Annotated in this window: 16 protein-coding genes; 7 read left to right on the forward strand and 9 right to left on the reverse strand. The window is 74.5% G+C overall.

All coding sequences use genetic code 11. From position 1 onward, the window contains the following. Window positions 1-646 (forward strand): sigma-54-dependent Fis family transcriptional regulator (locus tag KIT14_25770; protein ID MCW5893927.1); only part of this gene is annotated, 646 nt, incomplete at its 5' end. Between the two features lie 16 nt (window positions 647-662). Here the strand turns inward: KIT14_25770 and KIT14_25775 are convergent. Further along, complete coding sequence (locus KIT14_25775; protein MCW5893928.1) at window positions 663-1,769, reverse strand: glycosyltransferase family 9 protein; 1,107 nt, start codon at window positions 1,767-1,769, stop codon at window positions 663-665. Window positions 1,770-1,854: 85 nt separating this feature from the next. On the opposite strand from KIT14_25775, the gene KIT14_25780 reads away from it, so the two are divergent. Together KIT14_25780 and KIT14_25785 are read left to right on the forward strand one after the other, a co-directional pair. Next, complete coding sequence (locus KIT14_25780) at window positions 1,855-2,763, forward strand: hypothetical protein (protein ID MCW5893929.1); 909 nt, start codon at window positions 1,855-1,857, stop codon at window positions 2,761-2,763. Next, a complete protein-coding gene (locus KIT14_25785) occupies window positions 2,760-3,551 on the forward strand; it encodes a thioredoxin family protein (protein ID MCW5893930.1) in 792 nt (263 codons plus the stop codon). Before KIT14_25780 ends, KIT14_25785 begins: the two co-directional genes overlap by 4 nt. Before the next feature lie 9 nt (window positions 3,552-3,560). Here KIT14_25785 and KIT14_25790 read toward each other — a convergent pair whose 3' ends face one another. Continuing rightward, window positions 3,561-4,913: a metallophosphoesterase gene (locus KIT14_25790; GenBank protein MCW5893931.1), complete on the reverse strand. Its 1,353-nt coding sequence runs from the start codon at window positions 4,911-4,913 to the stop codon at window positions 3,561-3,563. A 760-nt stretch (window positions 4,914-5,673) separates the two neighbouring features. Between KIT14_25790 and KIT14_25795 the strand changes: the two genes are divergently transcribed. Then, window positions 5,674-7,137 (forward strand): PQQ-binding-like beta-propeller repeat protein, encoded by a 1,464-nt coding sequence (locus tag KIT14_25795; protein ID MCW5893932.1) that lies wholly within the window; start codon window positions 5,674-5,676, stop codon window positions 7,135-7,137. Here KIT14_25795 and KIT14_25800 read toward each other — a convergent pair. Beyond that, window positions 7,121-7,684 carry a TMEM165/GDT1 family protein gene (locus KIT14_25800; protein MCW5893933.1) on the reverse strand — a complete coding sequence of 188 codons (564 nt, stop codon included), beginning with the start codon at window positions 7,682-7,684 and terminating at the stop codon, window positions 7,121-7,123. The genes KIT14_25795 and KIT14_25800 overlap by 17 nt on opposite strands. 358 nt (window positions 7,685-8,042) lie before the next feature. Between KIT14_25800 and KIT14_25805 the strand changes: the two genes are divergently transcribed. Next, complete coding sequence (locus tag KIT14_25805) at window positions 8,043-10,265, forward strand: CocE/NonD family hydrolase (protein MCW5893934.1); 2,223 nt, start codon at window positions 8,043-8,045, stop codon at window positions 10,263-10,265. Between the two features lie 27 nt (window positions 10,266-10,292). Here the strand turns inward: KIT14_25805 and KIT14_25810 are convergent, their stop codons facing one another. After that, entirely contained in the window at window positions 10,293-11,129 is an 837-nt protein-coding gene (locus KIT14_25810; protein MCW5893935.1) for an N-acetylmuramoyl-L-alanine amidase, read from the reverse strand. Window positions 11,130-11,240: 111 nt separating this feature from the next. On the opposite strand from KIT14_25810, the gene KIT14_25815 reads away from it, so the two are divergent. Then, window positions 11,241-13,274, forward strand: a complete 2,034-nt coding sequence (locus tag KIT14_25815; protein ID MCW5893936.1) for an enoyl-CoA hydratase/isomerase family protein — start codon at window positions 11,241-11,243, stop codon at window positions 13,272-13,274. A gap of 11 nt (window positions 13,275-13,285) precedes the next feature. On the opposite strand, the gene KIT14_25820 is transcribed toward KIT14_25815, so the two are convergent. Then, window positions 13,286-14,686, reverse strand: coding sequence for an alpha/beta hydrolase (locus tag KIT14_25820; GenBank protein MCW5893937.1), 1,401 nt, complete (start codon window positions 14,684-14,686; stop codon window positions 13,286-13,288). A gap of 173 nt (window positions 14,687-14,859) precedes the next feature. Here KIT14_25820 and KIT14_25825 point away from each other — a divergent pair, with 173 nt between their 5' ends. After that, window positions 14,860-15,996 carry a hypothetical protein gene (locus KIT14_25825; protein MCW5893938.1) on the forward strand — a complete coding sequence of 379 codons (1,137 nt, stop codon included), beginning with the start codon at window positions 14,860-14,862 and terminating at the stop codon, window positions 15,994-15,996. Between the two features lie 10 nt (window positions 15,997-16,006). On the opposite strand, the gene KIT14_25830 is transcribed toward KIT14_25825, so the two are convergent. The 4 genes from KIT14_25830 to KIT14_25845 form a co-directional block, all read right to left on the reverse strand. Next, window positions 16,007-16,420, reverse strand: coding sequence for a hypothetical protein (locus tag KIT14_25830; protein MCW5893939.1), 414 nt, complete (start codon window positions 16,418-16,420; stop codon window positions 16,007-16,009). A 72-nt stretch (window positions 16,421-16,492) separates the two neighbouring features. Beyond that, the gene (locus tag KIT14_25835) at window positions 16,493-18,169 is read right to left on the reverse strand and encodes an amidase (GenBank protein ID MCW5893940.1); all 1,677 of its coding nucleotides are present in this window, start codon (window positions 18,167-18,169) and stop codon (window positions 16,493-16,495) included. Between the two features lies 1 nt (window position 18,170). Beyond that, entirely contained in the window at window positions 18,171-18,473 is a 303-nt protein-coding gene (locus tag KIT14_25840; protein ID MCW5893941.1) for a hypothetical protein, read from the reverse strand. 272 nt (window positions 18,474-18,745) lie between these two features. Then, entirely contained in the window at window positions 18,746-20,518 is a 1,773-nt protein-coding gene (locus tag KIT14_25845) for a hypothetical protein (GenBank protein MCW5893942.1), read from the reverse strand.

Genomic DNA, 20,518 nt, shown 5'->3' on the forward strand with positions numbered 1-20,518 from the left:
GCTCCACCTCGACGAGGTCGATGCGCTGCCCGCCGACGTGCAGGCACGGGTGCGGCGGGCGATCGAGGCCCAGGAGGTGGTCCCGCAAGGCGGCCGCGTCCCGGTGCGTCTCGACGTCCGGGTCGTGGCCAGCGTGCGCGGCGAGGTCGCGGCGCTGGTCGGCGCGGGACGTCTCGCTGCGGAGCTCTACGAGCTCCTCGCCGACGCCGTGGTGCGCGTGCCCGGGCTGGCCGAGCGGCGCGAAGACCTGCCGGCGCTCGTCGCCATGCTCGTGCGCCGCCACAACGCGGTGCTGAAGCGTCGCTATCGCGGCGTCGACGAGGCGGCGCTCGCGGAGCTCGCGGCGTGGCCGTGGCCGGGCAACCTCTGCGAGCTCAGCGCCGCGCTGGCGCAGGCGATGAGCGTGGGCGACGGCGAGTGGGTCCACGTCGAGGACGTGCCGCGCCGGCTCTCGGCGGGCCAGGCGGCGCTGCTCGCTCCGGCGGACGACGATCTGCGCGCCGCCGTGCGGGCGTTCGAGCGCATGCACATCGAGTCGGTCCTGCGCCGTCTGGCGGGGAACAAGCGCACCGCGGCGAGCCGCCTCGGCGTCTCGCTCTCGTCGCTCTACCGCAAGCTCGAAGAGCTCGGCATCCCGCTCTCCTGAAGCGGGACGCCGCCGCTCAGACGGCGGTGGGCGGCTGGACCGCCGCCGGCGGCTCCGCGGCGAGCAGCTCCGCGATCGCGGCGGCGAGGTCCGCGACCGGGTGGGCCGGGTCGGGGAGCACGGCGCGGTGGCGCGGCCCGCGCGGGACGAAGTAGGGCGCGGTGAGCGAGCGCACGGCGGTGACCACGCGCGTGCCGACCGCGGCGGCCACGTGCATGGGACCGCTGTCCGCGGTGACGAACACGTCGAGGAGCGCGATCACCGCGGCGAACTCGCGGATCGGCAGCAGCGGTGCCACGCGCACCTCCCGCCGCAGCTGCGGACGCAGCGCCGCGGCACGGTGCTGCTCCTCGGGGCCGGGAAAGACGACCACGCTGCTGCCGGCGCCGACGAGCTGGTTCGCGAGGGCCGCGATCTGCGCGTGCGGAAAGCCCTTCTCCGAGCGGCCCGCCATGCTGATGCCGACCAGCGGCCGCGGGCCCGTGCCCCAGGCGTCGAGGGCGGCGGCGGCGCGCGCCATCTCGTCCGGGCGGAGGTGGAGGCGCGGCGCGTGCTCGGCGGGCGGGATGCCGAGGCCGTCGAGCATGTCGAGCAGCAGGTCGAGCTTGTGGCGTCGGTGGCTGTGCGGCGCGAGCACGTTGAAGCAGGCCTCGTAGCGACAGCCCGCGTTGGCCGCCCGCCAGCGTCCCCCGGACAGGCGTGCCAGCATCGCGCCGAGAAAGCTGCTGCCGCGGCCGCCGTCGACGACGAGGTCGTAGCGTGCCGCACGCAGGCGTCGGGCGAGCCGCCACAGGTGCAGCGGGTGCGTCAGGCTGCGGCGGTCGACGGTGAGCACGGTGTCGACGTCGGGGTGGCCGTCGAGCAGGGTCGCGAAGCCGCGGCCGCACAGAACGTCGAGCGGCGCATCCGGCAGCACCGCCCGCAGGGCGGGGAGCGCCGGCAGCGCGAGGACGAGGTTGCCCAGGCGGAAGTTGGCGCGGATCAGCAGGACGCGGTGGACCCGGGCCAGCTCGAGCTGCTCCTGGTGCGACGCCGCGCCGGCCAGGCGCGCGAGGACGAGACGGCGGAAGCGGCGCTCGAAGCGCTTCCCGATGGAAAGGATGGGGGCGACCGCCGTGGGCAACGGCGGACTAAGCCGCCTTTCGACGGACCAGGTCAAGGCCACTAGGGAACCCGGGCGGCCTGTGGTAGGGCGCTGCCGCCCGCCGATGACGCGCCTCGCTCCGCTCCTGGGCTCGCTCGCCGCCCGCCTCCTCGGGCTGGTGCTGCTGGTCGCCGCCTACGCCAAGGCGATCGATCCGCAGCGCTTCGCGGATGAGATGGCGCTGCTGCTGCCGCTCGGCGGCATCCCCTGGCCGGCGGTCGCCGTCGGGGCGATCGCCTACGAGGCCGGGCTCGGGACGGCGCTGCTCCTCGGCTGGCGTCATCCGCTGGTGCTCGCGGCGACGAACCTGACCTTCGTCGTGTTCCTCGCCATCGTCACCTGGCAGTGGCTGTCGCCGGGCGCGGCGGGCACCTCCTGCGGCTGCTTCGGCCAGCTCGTCGAGCGCACGCCGCAGCAGGCGTTCGTCGAGGACGTGGTCTTCCTCGCCCTCTCGGCGCTCGCCTGGATGGGACGCACGCCGCGCGCCCGGGCCTCGCGCCTGCTGCCCGCGCTCGCGGTGGCGGCGGCGGCGGGCGCGTTCGCGCTGGCGGCGCCGTCGCTGCCGCTGGACGACCACGCGACGGCGCTCGCCCCGGGCGTCGCCGTCGCCGACACGCCGCTCGCCGGCGTGGTGTCGGAGCTGGCGACGGGACGTCACCTCGTGCTCCTCTTCGATCGCGCCGACCCGGCGACGCGCGCGGCGATCGCGCCCCTCAACGCGCGCCTCGGTCTGCCGGGCGCGCCGCTCGGCGTCTGGGGCGTCGCGCCGGACGATCCGACGCAGACGATGGCCTTCCTGTGGGCCGCCGGGCCGGCGTTTCCGGTTCGCAGCATGGCCCCGACGATGCTACGCAGCCTCTACCGCACGCTGCCGCGCAGCGCGCTCGTGGACGAGGGACGGGTGGTGGCCACCTGGAGCGGCTTCCCGCCCGACGCCGTGCTCGACGCGCTCGCCCGAGGAGAGTCGCCATGACCCGTTCGCCCGTAGGTCTCCTGCTGATGACCCTGCTGCTGCCGGGGTGGCTCCACGCGGCCACCGTGGACGTGGCGGCGACGGGGCAGCTCCAGGCGGCGACGAAGGGGCCGGGCGCTCCCGAGGCGAAGGTCTACCGCTCGCTCGACGCGCCGGTCGCGTTCCTGGTCACGGGATCCGTCTTCGGCCGCCCGGTCTGGGTGACGACCGCCCCGACCAGCGCCCGGCTGCTCGATCCGGCCCGCGTCACCCCGAGCCCGTCCGACGCGGAGACCATGCGCGTCGACACCGGCGGGCCGCAGCAGGACTTCCTCGGCGTACGCTTCTCGGGTCCCGATCTCGTTCTCGACCGCGACGGCGTGGCCCTCACGCTCACCCAGGCGCCGCCGATCCTCGGCGAGCGCACCGGGGCGGAGCTGCTCGCGGCGCTCCCGGAGTACCGGCGCAACGCCGCCCGCTACGAGCCCGACGCCGCCTCGGTCGCCGTCCTGCGCCGGGCCACGCAGCCGCTCGAGCTGCTCGTCTTCTTCGGCAGCTGGTGCTCGCACTGCGAGGAGATGGTGCCGCGCCTGCTGAAGGTGATGCAGGAGGCGCAGGGCACCGGGCTCACCGTCCGCTTCCACGGCGTGCCGGCCGACGGCGCGCCCGACAAGGTCGCCGATGCGATGGGCGTGCGCGCGCTGCCGACGGGCGTCCTGCGGCGCGACGGCAAGGAGGTCGCGCGCATGGACGTCGACGACTGGGAGCATCCCGACAAGAGCCTCGCCCGCCTGGTCGCGGCCAGGTAGCGCGGCGCCTCAGGCGGGTGCCGGGTCCGCGCGCGCCGGCGCGAGGCTCGAGCGCGCGTCCGGCGTGCGCAGCGTCAGCACCGCGATCTCGGGCGGGATGCCGACCCGCATCGGGTAGCCGTAGAAGCCGACGCAGCGGGTGACGAAGAGGCGCATGTCGCCGCGCGCGAAGACGCCCTGATCGGGCAGGCCGAGCAGCCCGACGACGGTGAGCGCGTGCGAAGGCCCGAGCTGGATGCCGACGTGGCCGCCGTGGGTGTGACCGGAGAGCACCAGGCTCGCGACGTCGTCGGGCAGGAGGGCGAAGGCGCTCGGGTCGTGGTTGAGCAGCACGCGGGCACCGGCGTCGGGCGGTCCCCAGGCGCGCGCCAGCGCTGCGTACGTCGTCTCGCGCGCCGTCGGCGAGAAGACGAAGTCGGCACCGGCGATCTCGAGCGGCTCGCCGTCGACGACGAGGCGGTCGCGGCGGTCGCGCAGCACGGCGACCCCGGCTTCGCCGAGGCGGCGTACGATGCGCGCCGGGTCGTCGTAGTCGTGGTTGCCGAGGCACGCCCACTGCCCGAGCGGTGCGCGCACGCGGGCGAGCGCCTCGTAGAGCGGCAGGTCGAAGTCGCCGCTGCGATGGGTGAGGAAGTCGCCCGTGTGCGCGACCAGATCGGGACGCGCCGCATTCGTCAGCTCGGCGATGCGCAGCAGGCGCTCGCGCGTCATGGCGCCGCCGACGTGGATGTCGGAGAGGTGGACGACGCGGAGCCCGTCGAGGCGCCGCGGCCAGCCGGGCACGACGAGCGTGCGGTGCTCGACGCGGAAGTCGTACGACAGCGGCACGCCGGAGAACGCCGCGGCGAAGGGGAGGGCGGCGCCCGCCACGCCGGCGCGCTGCAGGAACTCGCGCCGCCCGAGCACCTCCGCGCCGGCGGGCGCGGGCGGCGGCGGTGCGAGCGCGATGCGCACGCGCGCCGCCGCGCGGTACGCGAGGCGCGCGAGCCCGACGACGCCGTAGCCGAGCAGCAGCAGCGCGTGCGCGCTGAACCACACCGGCCCGATCCAGCCGATCACCGGCCCCTGCACGAGCGCCAGCAAGGCCGGACCGCGGGCGGTCAGCAGCTGTGCGACGAGGACCAGGTCGAGGGCGATCTCCGCGCCGCCGATCGCGGCGACGACCCGGGGATGCCGCGCGCCGAGCGCGGCGTCGAGCGCGCGATGCAGGCGCCAGCGCGCGTAGGAGAACGGCACGAAGACGACCGGCACCGCCGCCAGCAGCAGGTAGGCGCGGTGCGAGCCGCCGGCGGCGAGGGCGAGGGCCACGAGGAGGAGGGTGGCGTCGAGGAGGACGAGCCAGCGCAGGACGAGGCGTCGCACGAGCCGTCACAGTGTCAGCGCCGCACGGATCGCGCCAGCGCGCATGCGAGCAGGCGCGGACGCCGTCCGAAAGGCGGCGGCAGCGGGTGACGCGGCCCGCGCGCGCCTGTTCCGGCGGTGCCGGATCGGCTACGCGTCGGTCCGCCATGTCGCGACCTGCCGTGTCTCGCGCCGCCGCGTTCCGCTACGCCTGGAGCGCTGCCGCCGTCGTCCTGTGCCTGGGCGCCGCATCCCGGGTGCATGGACGGCCCGGTCCCGGGGAGCAGCCGCTGCCGGGCACGCGGCTGGTCGTCAGCGAGCCCGGCGCGCGGGCGGCGAGGCCGAGCGTCGTGGCCTGGCGCTCGCGGAGCCGTGAGATCGGCCGCGGCACGGCGGACTCGGCCGACGATCCGCGCTGCCGCGGCGATGCCGGCGACACGGTGCGGGCGCAGCTGCGCGCGTGGGTCTCCTCCGCGGCATCCGACACCGGCTGGATCGGGCTGCCGTGCGGGGGGTGGAAGGCGGCGGCCGACGGCTGGGCGTTCCGCGACGGCGCCTGCCGGGTGCGGCTCGACGACCGCGGCCTGCGCGCGCTGCACGCTGGCCGCGCCGGATCAGAAACCGCGCGGGCGCGGCACCGAGGACACGGTGCACGCGCTGCTCGTGGTGGGCAGCCGGCGCTACTGCGCGGCGTTCGTCGACCGCGCGCCGCGCCGACGGCCGACACCGCTTCGTCTCCGCGGCCGCGCCGGCGCCGCCCGACGCCTGCACCGCGCCCGGCGTGCCGCCCGACGTCGCCGCCGCCGCGGCGGACTGGCCGCTGCCGAACCGGGACCACCTCGGCACCCGGGCGACCACCGCCTCGCCGATCACCGCCGCGAACGTCGCCACGCTCGTTCCGGCGTGGGCCGCGACGATTCCCCCGCTCGGCCTCACCGGCGCGCTGGCGACGAACCCGCTCGTCGTCGGGGACACCGTCTTCGTGCAGGACCTGCTCTCGAACCTCTACGCCTTCGAGCGCGCGACCGGCGCGGCGCGGTGGAGCGTTGCGGTCGGCTACCTGTCGGTGGGGCCGAACGGCGCGGCGATCGGCTACGGCCGCGTCTATGCCGTCGTCGGGCGCAACCTCGTGGCGGCCTTCGACGCCGGCACGGGCGCCGAGCAGTGGCGCGTCGAGGTCCCGGCGACGGCGACGGAGGGCATCGACCTGCAGCCCGTCGTGTACGACCGCCGCCTCTATGTCTCGACCGTGCCGGTGAGCGTCTTCGGCCAGTTCACGGGCGGCGATCGCGGCGTCCTGCATGCGCTCGACGTCGACACCGGCGCGATCGTGTGGTCGTTCGACACGGTCGACTCGCCGGACCTGTGGGGCAATCCGCAGGTCAACAGCGGCGGCGGCGCATGGTTCCCGCCCGCGATCGACGCGATGGCCGGCGTCACCTACTGGGGCACCGGCAACCCGGCACCGTTCCCCGGCATCGCGGCCTTCCCGAACGCCTCGAGCCGCCCGGGGCCCAACCTCTATACCAACTGCGCGCTGGCCGTGGACGCCGGCCGCGGCACCCTGCGCTGGTATCGGCAGGTGCAGCCGCGCGACCTCTTCGACCACGACTTCCACCTGACGATGCTGGCCGACGTGGCCGTCGCCGGGGGAGCGCGCCGGCTGCTCGTCGGCACCGGCAAGGCCGGCTACGTGCACGCGTTCGACGCCGCCGACGGGATGCCGCTGTGGAGGACGGCCGTGGGCGAGCACGTGAACGACGATCTCCTCGCCGTGCCGCTCGAGCCGACCTTCGTGAAGCCGGGGCTCCTCGGCGGCGTGATGACGCCGCCCGCCTACGCCGACGGCACGATCTACGTCGCGGTGAACGACATGGCCACGCCGTACCAGGGCGACCGCGAGGACCACTTCTCGTTCTTCCCCTACGTCGCCTCGGCGCGCGGCGATCTGGTCGCGCTCGACGCGGCGAGCGGCGTCGTGCAGTGGACGCAGCCGCTGCCCGCCGCCGCCTTCGGCGCCGCCACGGTCGTGAACGACGTGGTGCTGACGACCGCCTTCGACGGCTCGCTGCACGCCTTCGCGCGCCACGAGGGCGGCCGGCCGCTGTGGAGCGTGAAGGCCGGCGACGGCATCAACGGATGGCCGGCGGTCGCGGGCGACCTCGTGCTCGTTCCGGTCGGCCTCGGAAGCCCGGCGCAGCTCGTCGCCTACCGCCTCCCCGCCGGCGTCACCACAGCGCGCTGACGAGCATCCACAGACCGAGGACCGCGAACAGCGCGGCGGCGAGGCGTCGCACGACGGCCAGGGGCACGACCCGCGTCGCCGCCTCGCCGAAGACGACGGCGGGGACGTTGGCGAGCATCATGCCGAGCGTCGTGCCCGCGGTGACGAGGGCGACGTCGTGGAAGCGCGCCGCGAGGAGGGTCGTCGCGATCTGCGTCTTGTCGCCGATCTCGACGAGGAAGAAGGCCACCAGCGTGGTGAGGAAGACGCCGCCGCGGGCGGCGTCGGACGGGCCGTCGTCGGCGGCGTCGGGGACGAGCGCCCAGGCCGCCATGGCGAGGAAGCCGAGCGCGACGACGATCTGGAACGTCGGCCCCGTCAGCCACTGCGCGACGAAGTAGCCGGCCGTCGCGGCGGCGGCGTGGTTCAGCAGCGTCGCCGCGAAGATGCCGGCGACGATCGGCCACGGGCGGCGGAAGCGGGCGGCGAGGACGATGGCGAGGAGCTGGGTCTTGTCGCCGATCTCGGCGATCGCGACGACCGCGGTGGCGGTCCAGAGCGTTTCCATGGGGACTCCGGGGACTCGGGGGCCGAGGGAGATGCGCGACGCCGCGGACCGCCGCCGGCCCGTGCCGGTGGTCCGCGCCGTCGGTCTCGCCAACCCCGGACCGCGTGGTCCGTGCGCACGTGCCATGGCCCGAGGGCCAAGTGTGTTGACGCGTGCCCCGCTGGTGCGGGCGGCTACTCCCCGAAGACGAGTCGCCTCCATAGCCCATCGCCAGCGCGCCGACGAGCCCCGATCGCTGTGCGAACGGCGTGATTTCGGTGGACGCCCGTCGTGGCCGCCGGGTAGCCTCCGCGCGCTTCGCAGGCGGGGGAGCGGGCGCCGGTCGGCGGCCCCACGCGCTGGGCGACAGAGGAGAGCAATGCACAAGCGTACGTGCGAGTGGGTGATTCGTGCCGCCCTGGGGGTGGCGATCGTGGCCGCGGGGGTGGGGCCGGCATCGGCGTTCGACCTCCAGGCCGGCATCGGCTTCGTGGGGGTCCGAAACGGTGTCCAGGGCAACGTGGTGGGGCTCGAGACCCCGGGGGGCCTCGAGGTCCAGCGGGGGACGGTCGACCGCTTCGGCAGCCTGGTCTTCCGCGAGCTCGGCGAGGGCAACCCCTTCGTCGTGCGGGATCTCACCGCCGGGGGCGGCGGGCAGCCCGTGACGACCCTCGTGTTCACGGATCACCCCGACCAGTCCTTCTACCAGGCCCAGACGCTGGTCGCGGGCTACCAGTACATCCAGATGCGCGACGGCACGCTGCTCGCCGCGATGATCCGTCCGCCGCTCGGCAGGACGATGGCCGACGGCCCGTTCCCGACGCTGATCGAGTACTCCGGCTACTCGCCGGCCGACCCCGACAACCCGCAGCCGTCGACGCTGCTCGCGAGCGCGCTCGGCTACGCGACGGTGGGCGTCAACATGCGCGGCTCGGGCTGCTCGGGCGGCGTCATCGATCTCTTCGACCTGCCCACCACGGCCGACGGCTACGACATCATCGAGACGGTCGGCGTGCAGCCGTGGGTGAAGTTCGCCAAGGTCGGCATGATCGGCATCTCGTTCCCCGGCATCAGCCAGCTGTTCGTCGCCGGCGCGCGGCCGCCGCATCTCGGCGCCGTGGCGCCGTTCTCGACCATCGCCGACATCTACCGGGCCCCCGGCTTCCCGGGCGGCATCTTCAACAACGGCTTCGCCGAGAGCTGGCTGCGCGGCCGCAACAGCGACGCCGAGCCGGCTCCCGAGGGCGGCCAGTCCTGGGCCCGCCGCCGGGCGCGCAACGGCGACCAGACCTGCATCGCGAACCAGCGCCTGCGCCTGCAGACGCTCGACGCGGTCGAGTTCACCCAGAGCCACCCGTTCTACCTGCCGTACCTCATGGACGCGCGCTCGCCGATCAACTGGGTCGGCGACATCCAGGTGCCGACGTTCCTCGCCGGCGCGTGGCAGGACGAGCAGACGGGCGGCGACTTCGCCTCGTACCTGCGCCTCCTGCCGAAGCGCCGCGACGTCAAGGTGAGCCTCATCAACGGCGTTCACACGAGCGCGATGGAGCCGGCGATCCTGTGGAACTGGATCGCGTTCCTCGACCTCTACGTGGCGCACCAGCTGCCCGACCCGAGTCGTGCCGCGCCGTTCGCGCCCATCGTCTACTCGCAGATCCTCGGCGGCAACGTGCCGACGCCGCCGCTGCCCGTCGACCGCTTCGACGGCATCACCGACTACGACCAGGCGCGCGCGCTCTTCGAGGCCGATCCGCGCGTCCGCGTGCTGTTCGAGAACGGCGGCGGCTCGCCGCAGCCGGGCCTGCCCGCGCCGCGCTTCGAGGTCGGCTTCCAGCGCTGGCCCGCCAACGGCGCCCGTGCCACCGCCTGGTACCTCGGTCCCGACGGCACGCTCGCGCGCAAGCGGCCGCGGAAGGCCGGCGAGGGCGTCGACGCCTACAATCCCGATCCGTCGGTGCGGCCGGCGCAGACGCTGCCCGGCAGCGGCGAGGCCGACTCCTGGTCGATCCTGCCGCCGTACGACTGGGCGCCCTACGTCGACGGCACCGCGCTCGCGTACGCCACCGAGCCGCTGATCGACGACGTGACCATCGTCGGCCCGGGCAGCGTCGACCTCTATCTGCGCTCGAGCGCCGAGGACACGGACATCCAGGTGACGCTGAGCGAGATCCGGCCCGACGGCCTCGAGACCTACGTGCAGAGCGGCTGGCTGCGCGCCAGCCACCGCAAGCTCGACCGCAAGAAGCGCACCCGCCTGGAGCCGTGGCCGACGCACCTCGAAAAGGACGCGGCGCCGATGCCGGACGGCAAGTTCGCGCTCGTGCGCGTCGGCATCTTCCCGGTGGCGCACGTCTTCCGGAAGGGCTCGCGCATCCGCCTCGGCATCGCCGCCCCGGGCGGCGATCGCACACGCTGGCGCTTCGACACCTTCCTCACGGGCGGGACGGTGCGCAACGAGATCTCGCGCATGCACGCGAAGGCGTCGCGCGTGGTGCTGCCGGTGATCCCGGGCGTCGTGCCGCCGCCGACGCTGCCGCCGTGCCCGGGCCTGCGCGGCCAGCCCTGCCGCACCTACCGGCCGGCCGGCAACGGCGGCTGAGCACGCCGGCCTCCGGCCCGCGGCGGTCTACGCCGCGGGCCGGAGGAAGCGGCTGTGCACCCAGCCCTCGCGGTCGGGCTGGTCGCCGCCGGCGTCGAGCACTTCGACGAGCTCACCAGGCGCCGCGTGGCGACGCGCTCGACGTCCCCGGCGGCAACGGGCCGCTTGGCGAGGCGCAGCCCGTCTGGCCGGCGCGGCGCGGATGGCGAGCGCCTCGCTCGTCACCCACACCGGCAGCGCGTCGTCCGCACGGCCGAAGAGCCGGGCGCGCACGCTGGCCATCGGGAACGCGGGACCGGGATCGCTCCTGCGGCCGGGCGCGACCTCGTCGTGGCCGAGGACGTCGCGCAGCCCGTAGGCCTGGACGACGGCCTCGGCCGCGGCGAGCGCCGCCGCGAGCTGCGCGGCCGGATAGCGCGGCCAGCCGGAGAGCAGGCTGCCCACCGGATCGTCTCGGTGCACCGCCTGGACGACGTCGTCGTCCGGCAGCACGTCGCCGTACCAGGTGCCCCAGCGGCCGGGGCCGAGGCGCACGAGGCGCCCGGGGTTGTCGAGCTCGATGCCGATGGCGAAGGCGTTGAGGCCCGGGCGGCCCTCCCAGCGGCTCGGGCCGGCGTGCCACGCCACGCGATCGAAGCGCACGAGCTGGGTGACGGTGCCGTCGCGGCCGACGACGAGGTGCGCGGAGGCCCGCGCGCGCGGGTCGAGGAAGCGGGCGACGGCGTCCTCCGCGCTCGGCGCGGCGGTGTAGTGCACGAGCAGGTACTCGGGTGCGAGGAACGTGCCGTGCGTCCAGTTCGGGCTCTCGCGGAACGGGACGGGAACGCCGTCGTCGCCGACGAGCTGATGGTCGTGGACCTGCATGGGGACCCTTTCCGTGTGTGCGGACGGCAGTGCGGACGCGACGACATCTGACCGTCGCGCCGTACCCCGTCAACGAAAAAGCCGCGCCGCGGCTTGTCGCGGCGGCCGCCGATGTGGGAAGCCCGCGCCCATGGGGGTGGCGTGACCCTGGTCCGGGGGCTGCGGTACGTGGCGGCGGCGACCGCGCTCGCGTGCGCCGGCGCTGCGGCGGCACAGGCGAGCGATCCGTGTGCGGCGCGCAGCGCGCGCTGTGTCGCCGGGCCGGTCGTCGTCGTGATCTCGGCGTTCCCCGCCGAGCAGCGCCTGCTCCTCGAGCGCACGGCGGTGACGGAGACGCTCGTCACCGGCGATCGCACCGTCCACGTCGGCACGCTGGCGGGAACCCGCGTGGCCCTCGTGCTCTCCGGCATCGGCCTCGCGAACGCGGCGCGCACGACCGAGGCGATCCTGGCGCGGCTCGAGGTCGGCGCGATCCTCTTCTCCGGCGTCGCCGGCAGCGATCAGAACATCGGCGACGTGGTCGTGCCGGCCACCTGGAGCGACGCCGAGGGCGGCGTCGGCGTCGACCCGACGCTGCTCCAGCTCGCACAGGGCCTCGCGTCCACACCGCTGCCGTTCGTGCAGTGCACCGCGAACCCGCCCGAGCCGCCCGGGCCCGAGGTGTGCATGGGCCGTACGCCGCGGCTCGTCGTCGGCGGCGACGGCACGAGCGAGGATCCGTTCGGCAGCAGCCCGCCGGCCTGCACGCCCGGGGGCGGGCCCGTGTTCGGCTGCGAGCCGATGCGCACGCCCGGCGTCACGCACGCGGCGGCGCCGCTCTATCCGACCGCCGTCGACATGGAGACGAGCGTGGTGGCGCGGCGGGCGGCGGCGGCCGGCGTGCCGTTCCTCGGCTTCCGCGGCGTGTCGGACGGCCCCGGCGATCCGCTCGATCTCGGCGGCTTTCCGGCGCAGTTCTTCGCCTACTACGCGCTCGCGGCCGACAACGCCGCGCTGGCGACGATCGCGTTCCTCGAGGCCTGGGCGCCGCACGCCGGCGTGCGCGCGGCGGCCACGCCGCTGCGAACGCGCGCCGCGTGCGGTTGCATCTGGCGCTGGCGGCGCCGCCTGCGTCCCTTTGCGGGCGCCGGGCGGGCCCACGCGCGGCGTCGACAAGGCCCGCCTCGAGGGCGTCGCGGGCGCGCGGCGCTGGGACGCCGCGCGGCGCCGCGCTCGCCGACTGCGCGCAGCGCCGCTTCGCGGCGGTGGCGCGCTATTGCGCGCGCGCGGCGGGCGCGGCGATCGACGCGTGCCGGGCGCCGCTGGCCGGTGCGCCTGGCGCGCGCGCCGCCACGCCGTAGCAATCCCCCCGTGGCGTGGGCTATGCCCGGGCCCATGCGCGAGACCGTTCTCGAGGAGCGCGACGGCGCGGTCCTGACCCTGGTCCTGAACCGGCCGAAGCAGCGTAACGCCTTCAACCGGCAGATGTGGCACGAGCTGCGCGACGCCCTGCGCGACGCGCAGGAGGACCGTGACGTCAACGTGGTCGTGGTCACCGGCACCGACGGCGCCTTCTCGGCCGGGCAGGATCTCTCCGAGATGACGAACGGCGCCGACGGCGAGGATCCCGGCTTCGGCGCGTTCATGGACCGCCTGTGCGTGTTCGACAAGCCGCTCCTCGCGGCGGTGAACGGCGTCGGCGTCGGCATCGGTCTCACCCTGCTGCTCCATTGTGACGTCGTGTACGTCGCCGAGGGCGCGCGCCTGCGGCCGCCGTTCGTCACGCTGGGCGTGGTGCCGGAGGCGGCGAGCAGCTACCTCCTGCCGGTCGTGTGCGGCTGGCAGCGGGCGGCCGAGCTGCTCTTCACCGCCGACTGGATCGACGCGCGCCGCGCCGTCGAGCTGGGGCTCGCGGTACGCGTGTGCGCCCCGGACGCGCTCCGCCCGTCGCTGCACGCGCTCGCCGTGCGCATCGCCGCGCAGCCGCCCGAGTCGGTGCGGCACACGAAGCGCCTCATGCTGGCGACCCGCAGCCGGCAGATCGCCGAGGCGCGCGCGCGTGAGGACCAGGCGTTCGCCGAGCGCGTCGGCACGCCCGAGAACCTCGAGGCGGTGATGGCGTTCTTCGAGAAGCGGCCGCCCGACTTCGCGAAGCTGCACCGCTGATGCCGGCGCGCCTACGGCGCCAGCGTGAAGCCCTGCGACGTGCCGGAGATCGCGTGCCGCTTCGGGTGGGGCAGCGACAGCATGGTCTCCGCCTGATCGCGGAGGATGGCGGGCACCGTGCGGTACGACGAGTGTACGTCGATGATGCTCGCCACCGCCGGGGCGACGGTGACGGACGAGCAGTCGAGGCCGACGACGTTCGGCGCGAGCGCCTTCGGGGGCAGGAAGCCGTAGTACGGGCCGATCAGGCCGAGCCGGGTCGGGTAGTCGCTGCGGTGGTAGGGAAAGAACTCGTAGTTCGACGAGCCGAGCGTCTCGTCGGCGCCCGAGTAGTACACCGTCACCTCGGCGCAGGTCGCGGCGATCGCCGCTCCCTGCTCGCCGCTCTGCAGCGACACCGCCGAGACGTCGGCGGCGAGCATGAGGCAGCGGTCGACTTGCGCGGGCTGCGTCAGCGCCGCGAGCCCGGTCATCAGCATGTAGTTGCCCTCGGAGTGGGTGAGGAACGAGAGCGTGACCGGCGTCGCCGAGGGGGCGACGACCCTGCTGCCGAGGAGCTGCACCAGCGCGTCGAAGCTCTGGCGGCTGCCGAGGACGTTGTCGCGGATCGTGCCCGAGGTCTGCGGCGTCAGCGGCGGCGGCGGCGGGCCGGAGGACGCGTAGTAGTAGGCCGAGTCGAAGAGGTCGTAGCTCGGCCACGAGAAGCCGATCAGGAGGCCCGGCCACTGGCCGGAGCGCTCGAGGGCGCATCCGAACGCCGCCGCCTCGGCGAGCGCCTCGGTGAACAGGTTGCCGAGCCCGTGGACGTAGAGCCCGAGGTGCAGCCGCCCGGCCGAGGCGGCGAGGGCGAGGTCGGCCTGCAGGCGCTCGAGGAAGACCGTCTCGGTCACCTCGGTGTAGGTCGACTGCGGGTCGCTCGACTGGTAGGCGCCGCTCGCGGTCCAGAACGTGAGGCTGCCCGGCGCGCCCGGGACGACGGCGTCCTTCGCGGTCGCGAACGGCGTGGCGCGGTTCGTCACCATGTAGCTGTAGGCGAACGGGACGCCGCTGCACGTGCCGGTAGTGCGGACGGCGCCCAGCTGGCTGGCGATGCGCGCGCCGTGCCGGGTGGAGGCGAGGCGGACGCGGGCGAGGTCGCTCGTCGTGGGACACGTCCCGCCGCCGCGTCGCTCGGCCTTCTCCCACCTGCGGCGCAGCTGCCGGTCGCACCGGGCGACGACCGGTTGGGTCTGCTGCATCACCGCGTGCGCCTCGGCGTCCGCGAGGCAGAGCTGGTAGCGGCCGACGGCGGCGAGCTTCGCCGCCTGGCAGCGGCGCGCCCTGGCGGCGTCGTCGAGCCTGGCCGCGGCCACGGCCGGCACCGCGAGCAGCGAAAGGGCCACCAGCGCCCCCATCCCCAGCGTCCGCACCATCCGCACCTCCCCGTCGCCCCGGCCCCCCGGCGCGCACGCTCGATGCTACGCGACCGCCGCGCGAGGGACCAGCGCGGGGCGCGGAATGCCTTGCGGCCGCGAACGGTCGCGTACTAGCGTCGCCGCAGCCGCCGGCCACCCCGGCCGGGTGGCGCGGGGGGGGGACTCGATCGATGCACAGCCGTCGGACCGTGGCCGCGGGGCTGCTCGCAGGCATCGTCACGCTGGCCGCCTGCGGCCAGCCGGACGACGGCGCAACGGCGAGGCCGGCGCCGCCGGGACATGCGCAGGAGCGGGTGCGGACGCTGTTCTCGGACACGTTCCACGTCGACCGGCTCTTTCCCTCCATGCTCGGGCCGTACACGACGCGGGTCGTGAAGCTGGCCGAGGGCGAGCCGGCGCCGCCGCGTGAGCTCGTGTGGCTCACCGGTCTCGAGATGGACGTCGTCGGCCCCGAGGACGAGCGCACGGAGTCGATCGAGTACGAGTGCCACACGAACCTCGTGTGGACGAAGGACCAGCCCGCGGGCGTCAACCGGCCGCTCGGGCAGATCTTCACGCTGACGCAGGGCCAGATCGACGTGCGGCTGCCGTCCGGCTTCGGCATCCCCGCGTACTCGGACGAGGACATCGTCCTCAACTCGCAGGTGCTGAACCTGAACCGTCCCGACGACGACCGCCGCGTCCGCCACCGGGTGCGGGTGCGCTACGTTCGCGACCGCGACCTCGCCGAGCCGATGAAGCCGCTGGTCAGCACCGGCGCCTTCGTGATGGCGTCGCTCGAGGACGAGGCGCTCGTCTACGGCTCGGGCGCGATCGACGCGAAGGCGGCCGCGGCGAGCTGCCATGCCGGCAGCCTGCCGCCCGGCATCCCGGCGCAGGTGCCGTTCATCATCGAGGATCCGCAGGGACGCAAGTTCACCGGCCACTGGGTGGTGAAGCCGGGGCGGCACGAGTACCGCACGCGCGTGACCGATCTCATGAAGCTGCCCTACGACACGACGCTGCACTTCATCGGCGTCCACGTGCATCCGTACTCGGTGTCGGTCGAGCTGCGCGATCTGACGGCAGGCACGACGGTATGGAAGGGAGCCCAGCGCACGACCACCGACCGCGTCGGCCTCGAGGCGATCGAGTCGTTCTCGAGCGTCGAAGGCGTGCCCCTCTACAAGGACCACGACTACGAGCTGGTGAGCGTCTACGACAATCCGACCGAGCGGGACTCGGACGCGATGGCGAGCATCTTCCTCTACTACCTCGACAAGGAGTTCCGCCCGCCGCCGCGCCCGGCGACCGACGCCGGCGCCTGAGCCGGGGGCGTCAGACGTACATCGCCCGGCGGTCGCGGAGCGCGATCCAGCCGCGCGCGATGCGGTAGATCACCCAGGCGGTGTCGAAGCCCCAGAGCAGGAAGGCGAGCGGGATGCCGATGATGGTGACGAACAGCAGCCAGCCGACGATCACCCACAGCGTGGCGTACCAGAACGTCCGGATCTGCCAGCGGAAGTGGGAGTCGAGGTAGGTGCCGCGCACCTCGCTGCGGCGCACGTAGTTGACGATCACCGCGAGGATCGACGGCAGGCCGAAGACGAAGGCGCCGATGATCGTGGCGGCGGTGGTGATCCCGACCAGCACGCTCAGCGTGTGCAGGCCGTAGATGACGTGCGTCGTGGTGACGAGCCCGTCGGCCGGGGCGGAGCCGCTCGGCGGGGCGGGCAGGGCGCCGGTCGTCATGCGACCCGCATAGCCCAGGCGGCGGCGACGTGCACGGGGGTGCGGGCCGCTGCCCGCACCCCCGCGGTCGCGTCACACGATCTCGGAGCCCTCCATCGCCGCGCGGCACTCGCGGTCGACGTCGCGGCAGGTGATGCGGGTGGGCGCGATCCGGCTCTTCGCCGAGCTCACGAGCGGATCGGCCGGCCGGCGGTTGTGCCACGTCGTGACCGCCTGGTACGCGGCGATCACCGACAGCATGCGCTCCTCGGAGAACGGCGGCCCGCCGAGGACCGAGGTGATCGGCAGGCTGATGCCGGCGGCGTTCGGGGCGAAGCCGATGAGGTAGGTGCAGAGCGGCAGCCCGATGCCGTCGAAGGTGCTGCCCGTCTGCATGACCACGTCGCACTGGTTGAACATCTGGCTCATGCAGCGGTCGATGAGGAGGAGCCGCGCGCGCAGGCCCTTCGCGACCTCGGGCCCGCCCTGCACGATGCTGGGAAGCCAGCCGGTGAGGCGCCCGCCGAAGAGGCGGACGTCCTGCTTCAGATACTTGAAGTCGATCTCGGCGCGCTCCGAGCTGCTCACGTTGAAGGCGCCGCCGGTCAGCAGCGAGAACTCGTCGGGCAGGGTGATGTCGACGACCTCGAAGCCGATGTTGGCGAGCGTGTTCAGCATCGCCACGCGCGCCAGGGCGGTGGCGTTGGTGCCGGTGGTGTAGCCGGGGATGACGCCGACGCGGGTGGGCCAGCGCGGCACGACGCGGCCCTTCTTGACGACCGGGGTCGCCGCCTCGACGAGGTCGGGCATGGGCGGCAGGCCGATCGTGCGCGGGTCGTTCAGGTCGGGCCCGCCCACCACCTGCGCCACGATCGCGGCGTCCATGGCGGTGCGCGCCAGGGGGCCGATGTGGTCGCGGGTGATGGTGAGGGGAATGATGCCGTAGACGGAGAGGCGGCCGTGCGTGGGCTTCAGCGCCGTGAGCCCGTTTGAGCCGCCGGGGCCGGTGATCGAGCCGCCGGTCTGCGTGCCCAGGGTGCAGGTCGCGAGGCGCCCCGCGGTCGCGGCGCCGGAGCCGCCGGACGAGCCGCTCGGCGTCACGCTGGGATCGTTCGGCGCCCACGGGTTGCGCGTGGTGACGGTGCCGTCGGGCGTGGTCGGCCGGCCGCCGGCGAGCGGGCCCATCTGGCACTTGCCGAGCAGCACGGCGCCGGCGTTCTCGAGACGCGTGAGCGCGGTGCAGTCGTAGTCGGGCACGAAGTCCGCGAAGATGTACGAGTTGGCGGTGGTGAGGATGCCCTCGGTGTAGAAGTTGTCCTTGAGGCCGATGCCGACGCCGTGCAGCGGGCCGATGTACTTCGTGCGGTCGAGCTTGAGCGCCCGCTGCGACGCCTCGTCGTAGAGGACGGTGTTGTAGGCCTGGTAGTACTGGGGGTCCCACTTCGCGATCCGCTCCAGGTAGGCGCCGATCAGCGTCGAGGGCTTCAGCTTCCCCGACTTGATGAGCGTCGCCGCCTCGGAGATCGTGCACTCCGTCGGATCGGTTCGCGCCTCCGGACGCACGACGTCGGCGAAGGGCGTGCCGGAGTTCGGCGCCGCGTGGGCCGTGCGGCCGGCGATCGGCGGCAGCGCCGCGACGGCGGCCCCTGCCGCGCCGGCGGCGCCGAGGCGCACGAGGAAGCTGCGCCGGTCGATGCCGACGTCCTGCGGTTGGTAGTCGGGGTTCGGCTCCGGAGTGTCCGGGTGGTCGGTACGGTCGTCGGTGCTCATGTCAGTACCCCAGCGCCTGCTTGCGCTTGGCGAGGCTGATGCGGCCCTCCTCGCCCATCTGCGTCCACGCCCACTGGGGCGAGGCATAGTAGGTGGCGATGTGCGTCTGCACGTCGAGCTCGTAGTCGAGCAGCTGGAGCGACTGGCGCAGCGTCGAGCGGCACGACGACAGGACGCTCACCTGATCGACCTGGGCGGTGGAGTCCTGGAACGGCAGGACCGAGATGTCGATGCCGAGCATGCCGAAGCGGAACAGGATGTACGCGTTGAGCTCGGCATCGGTGGGATTGGTGGGTACGGCCATATGTGCTGCCTCTCCTTTCGGAAGTGGGTGTCCGCACGGGCGGACGGCGCTGTGAGCAAGGGCGAGGCCATGCGCATCCCGGCGCCGTGCGCCGCCGTGTGCCGGGCGTGCGCGCGCGATGCCGCGGGCGTGGGCGCACCGCTGCCCGTGCGCACGGCAACGCGCACGCGCGCACGCGGCACGATCCGTGGCCGAGCGGTATCGGCGCCAGGCAGCGTCGCATGACGCCGCCGCACGTCATGCCGATCGCGTGCCGAGGCGCGGCGGCCGCGTCAGCGTGGCGGACGGCGGCGCTCGCGGAACCAGTCGCGGTACTGCGCCATCCGCGCCTGCTGCGCTGGCGGTGCGCGGCGCGCGCACGGCGCGCGCTCGTCGCTCCCCTCCGCGGCCCCCCAGCGCACCTCGACGCAGTCGTTCGGGTTGTACGCCGTCTCGAACGCGGCGCGACGCGCGAGCACCTCGGCCAGCGTGAGCGTCCACGTGCTGCCGTCGCTGCGCGTGTAGGCGATGGTCCGCTCCGCCGGCGCGCGCGCGTGCAGCGCCTCGACGCCGGCGCGCACCTGCGCCGGCGCGCGCCCGCCGAGGACGAACAGCTCCGGGTGCCGCTCGATGCGTGCCGGCAGCGTCTCGAGCACGTGGATCGCGATCAGCAGGCGCAGGTCGCGCGACGGCGTCGCGTAGTCCTCCCACGGGCCGATGGTCTCGAAGATCGCGGCGCCCGCCGGCATCTCGACGACGGTGCCCGGATGCGTGCGCTTCCAGCGCTCGCCGTTGTCGACCGAGCCGACGCGGGTCTCGAGCTGCTCGGCGAGCGCGTCGAGCGTGCGCTCGTAGGCCGCCGTCGGCGACAGCCCGGCGGGGTCGATGAGGGCCGCCATGCGGGCGTAGAACTCGTCGGGGTCGAGGCCGATCTGCGCGTCGGACCAGGCGGGGATGCCGTCGCGGCCGTCGAGGTCGGCGTTGCCGCGGGCGCGCACGCCGCCGCCCCGGGCGACGAGCGGGCGAAAGGCTTTGAAGCCGGGGCCGGACGTCGGCTCGTCGGCGAAGAGGAAGGTGCCCTCCCAGAAGCGCTTGTAGCCCATGGACTCGTCGGGCTGGGCGTCGACGGCGAGCAGCAGGCCGGGCCGATCCGGCGCCTGCGGCACCCAGCGCACGATCATGAGCGTGTGGCCGTAGGGATCGGCGTAGATCGTACCCGGCCAGAGCGCGGCGCGGTCGAGGGCCAGGGGATAGAAGTCGGTCGCGTCGTCGGCGAGCCCGGTGCGCGCGCTGCCCGAGTGGACCGCGTCCATCACCCGGCGCAGGAAGCCGGCGAACGGCGGCACCGCGGGACCGAGCGCCGGCAGGATCGTCCCGAGCCCGCCGCAGGTCGGCGGCCGGCCGCCGCCGCCGCGGCTGCACGCGCGGGCCGCGAACGGCAGGCCGAGCTTCCACGCGAAGTAGGCGCGCAGGACGTAGGGCAGGTCGGCGCAGTCGGGCTTCGGCACGAGCGCGCGGCCGCCGGGACCGTCCTCGCCGAGCTGGAGATGATCGTGGAGGAAGTTGCGCTCCGGATCGTGCAGCACGTCGGCGAGCCCGGTGAGCGTCGACGCCTGGCCCTCCGCCGCGCCGAAGAGGTGCTCGATCCAGGCCGCGTAGAGCGCCGTCGTCCCCGCCTCCCAGGCGCGCGTCCCCGGGGCGTCCGGCGCGGTCGTGCCGCTGCCGGCGACGACCTCCACCTCGGCGCAGCCGACGACGTCCGTCCCGCGGCGCACCTCCGCGCGCAGGGGACCCGGGACGGGCTCGACGGTGGCGACGACGCTCCACGGCGGCCCGCCGTGTCGTATCACCTCCGGAGCCAGCGGCCGTCCGTCCGCACCCCGCACGCCGACCGTCCCGACCGGCCCGTCCGTGCCGACCGCGACCACGCGCAGCGGGGCGTCCGCCGTCGGCACCTTCGGCGACACGACCACGGTGACGGGCAGGTCGGCGGGACAGGTCGCGGCCGCGCGCAGCGGCAGCAGGACGAGGACGGCCAGGACGGCGACGGAAGCGCGCACGGTGAT

The sequence above is a fragment of the bacterium genome, from assembly GCA_026129405.1.
GTDB lineage: Bacteria > Desulfobacterota > Binatia > DP-6 > DP-6 > JAHCID01.

Bases quoted from the DNA above. Each gene is read 5' to 3' on its own strand.
- KIT14_25805 (MCW5893934.1), top strand. From the start codon at position 8,043: ATGCACAAGCGTACGTGCGAGTGGGTGATTCGTGCCGCCCTGGGGGTG.
- KIT14_25840 (MCW5893941.1), bottom strand. From the start codon at position 18,473: ATGGCCGTACCCACCAATCCCACCGATGCCGAGCTCAACGCGTACATC.
- KIT14_25780 (MCW5893929.1), top strand. From the start codon at position 1,855: ATGACGCGCCTCGCTCCGCTCCTGGGCTCGCTCGCCGCCCGCCTCCTC.
- KIT14_25835 (MCW5893940.1), bottom strand. From the start codon at position 18,169: ATGAGCACCGACGACCGTACCGACCACCCGGACACTCCGGAGCCGAAC.
- KIT14_25825 (MCW5893938.1), top strand. From the start codon at position 14,860: ATGCACAGCCGTCGGACCGTGGCCGCGGGGCTGCTCGCAGGCATCGTC.
- KIT14_25810 (MCW5893935.1), bottom strand. From the start codon at position 11,129: ATGCAGGTCCACGACCATCAGCTCGTCGGCGACGACGGCGTTCCCGTC.
- KIT14_25785 (MCW5893930.1), top strand. From the start codon at position 2,760: ATGACCCGTTCGCCCGTAGGTCTCCTGCTGATGACCCTGCTGCTGCCG.
- KIT14_25830 (MCW5893939.1), bottom strand. From the start codon at position 16,420: ATGACGACCGGCGCCCTGCCCGCCCCGCCGAGCGGCTCCGCCCCGGCC.
- KIT14_25800 (MCW5893933.1), bottom strand. From the start codon at position 7,684: ATGGAAACGCTCTGGACCGCCACCGCGGTCGTCGCGATCGCCGAGATC.
- KIT14_25815 (MCW5893936.1), top strand. From the start codon at position 11,241: ATGTGGGAAGCCCGCGCCCATGGGGGTGGCGTGACCCTGGTCCGGGGG.
- KIT14_25820 (MCW5893937.1), bottom strand. From the start codon at position 14,686: ATGGTGCGGACGCTGGGGATGGGGGCGCTGGTGGCCCTTTCGCTGCTC.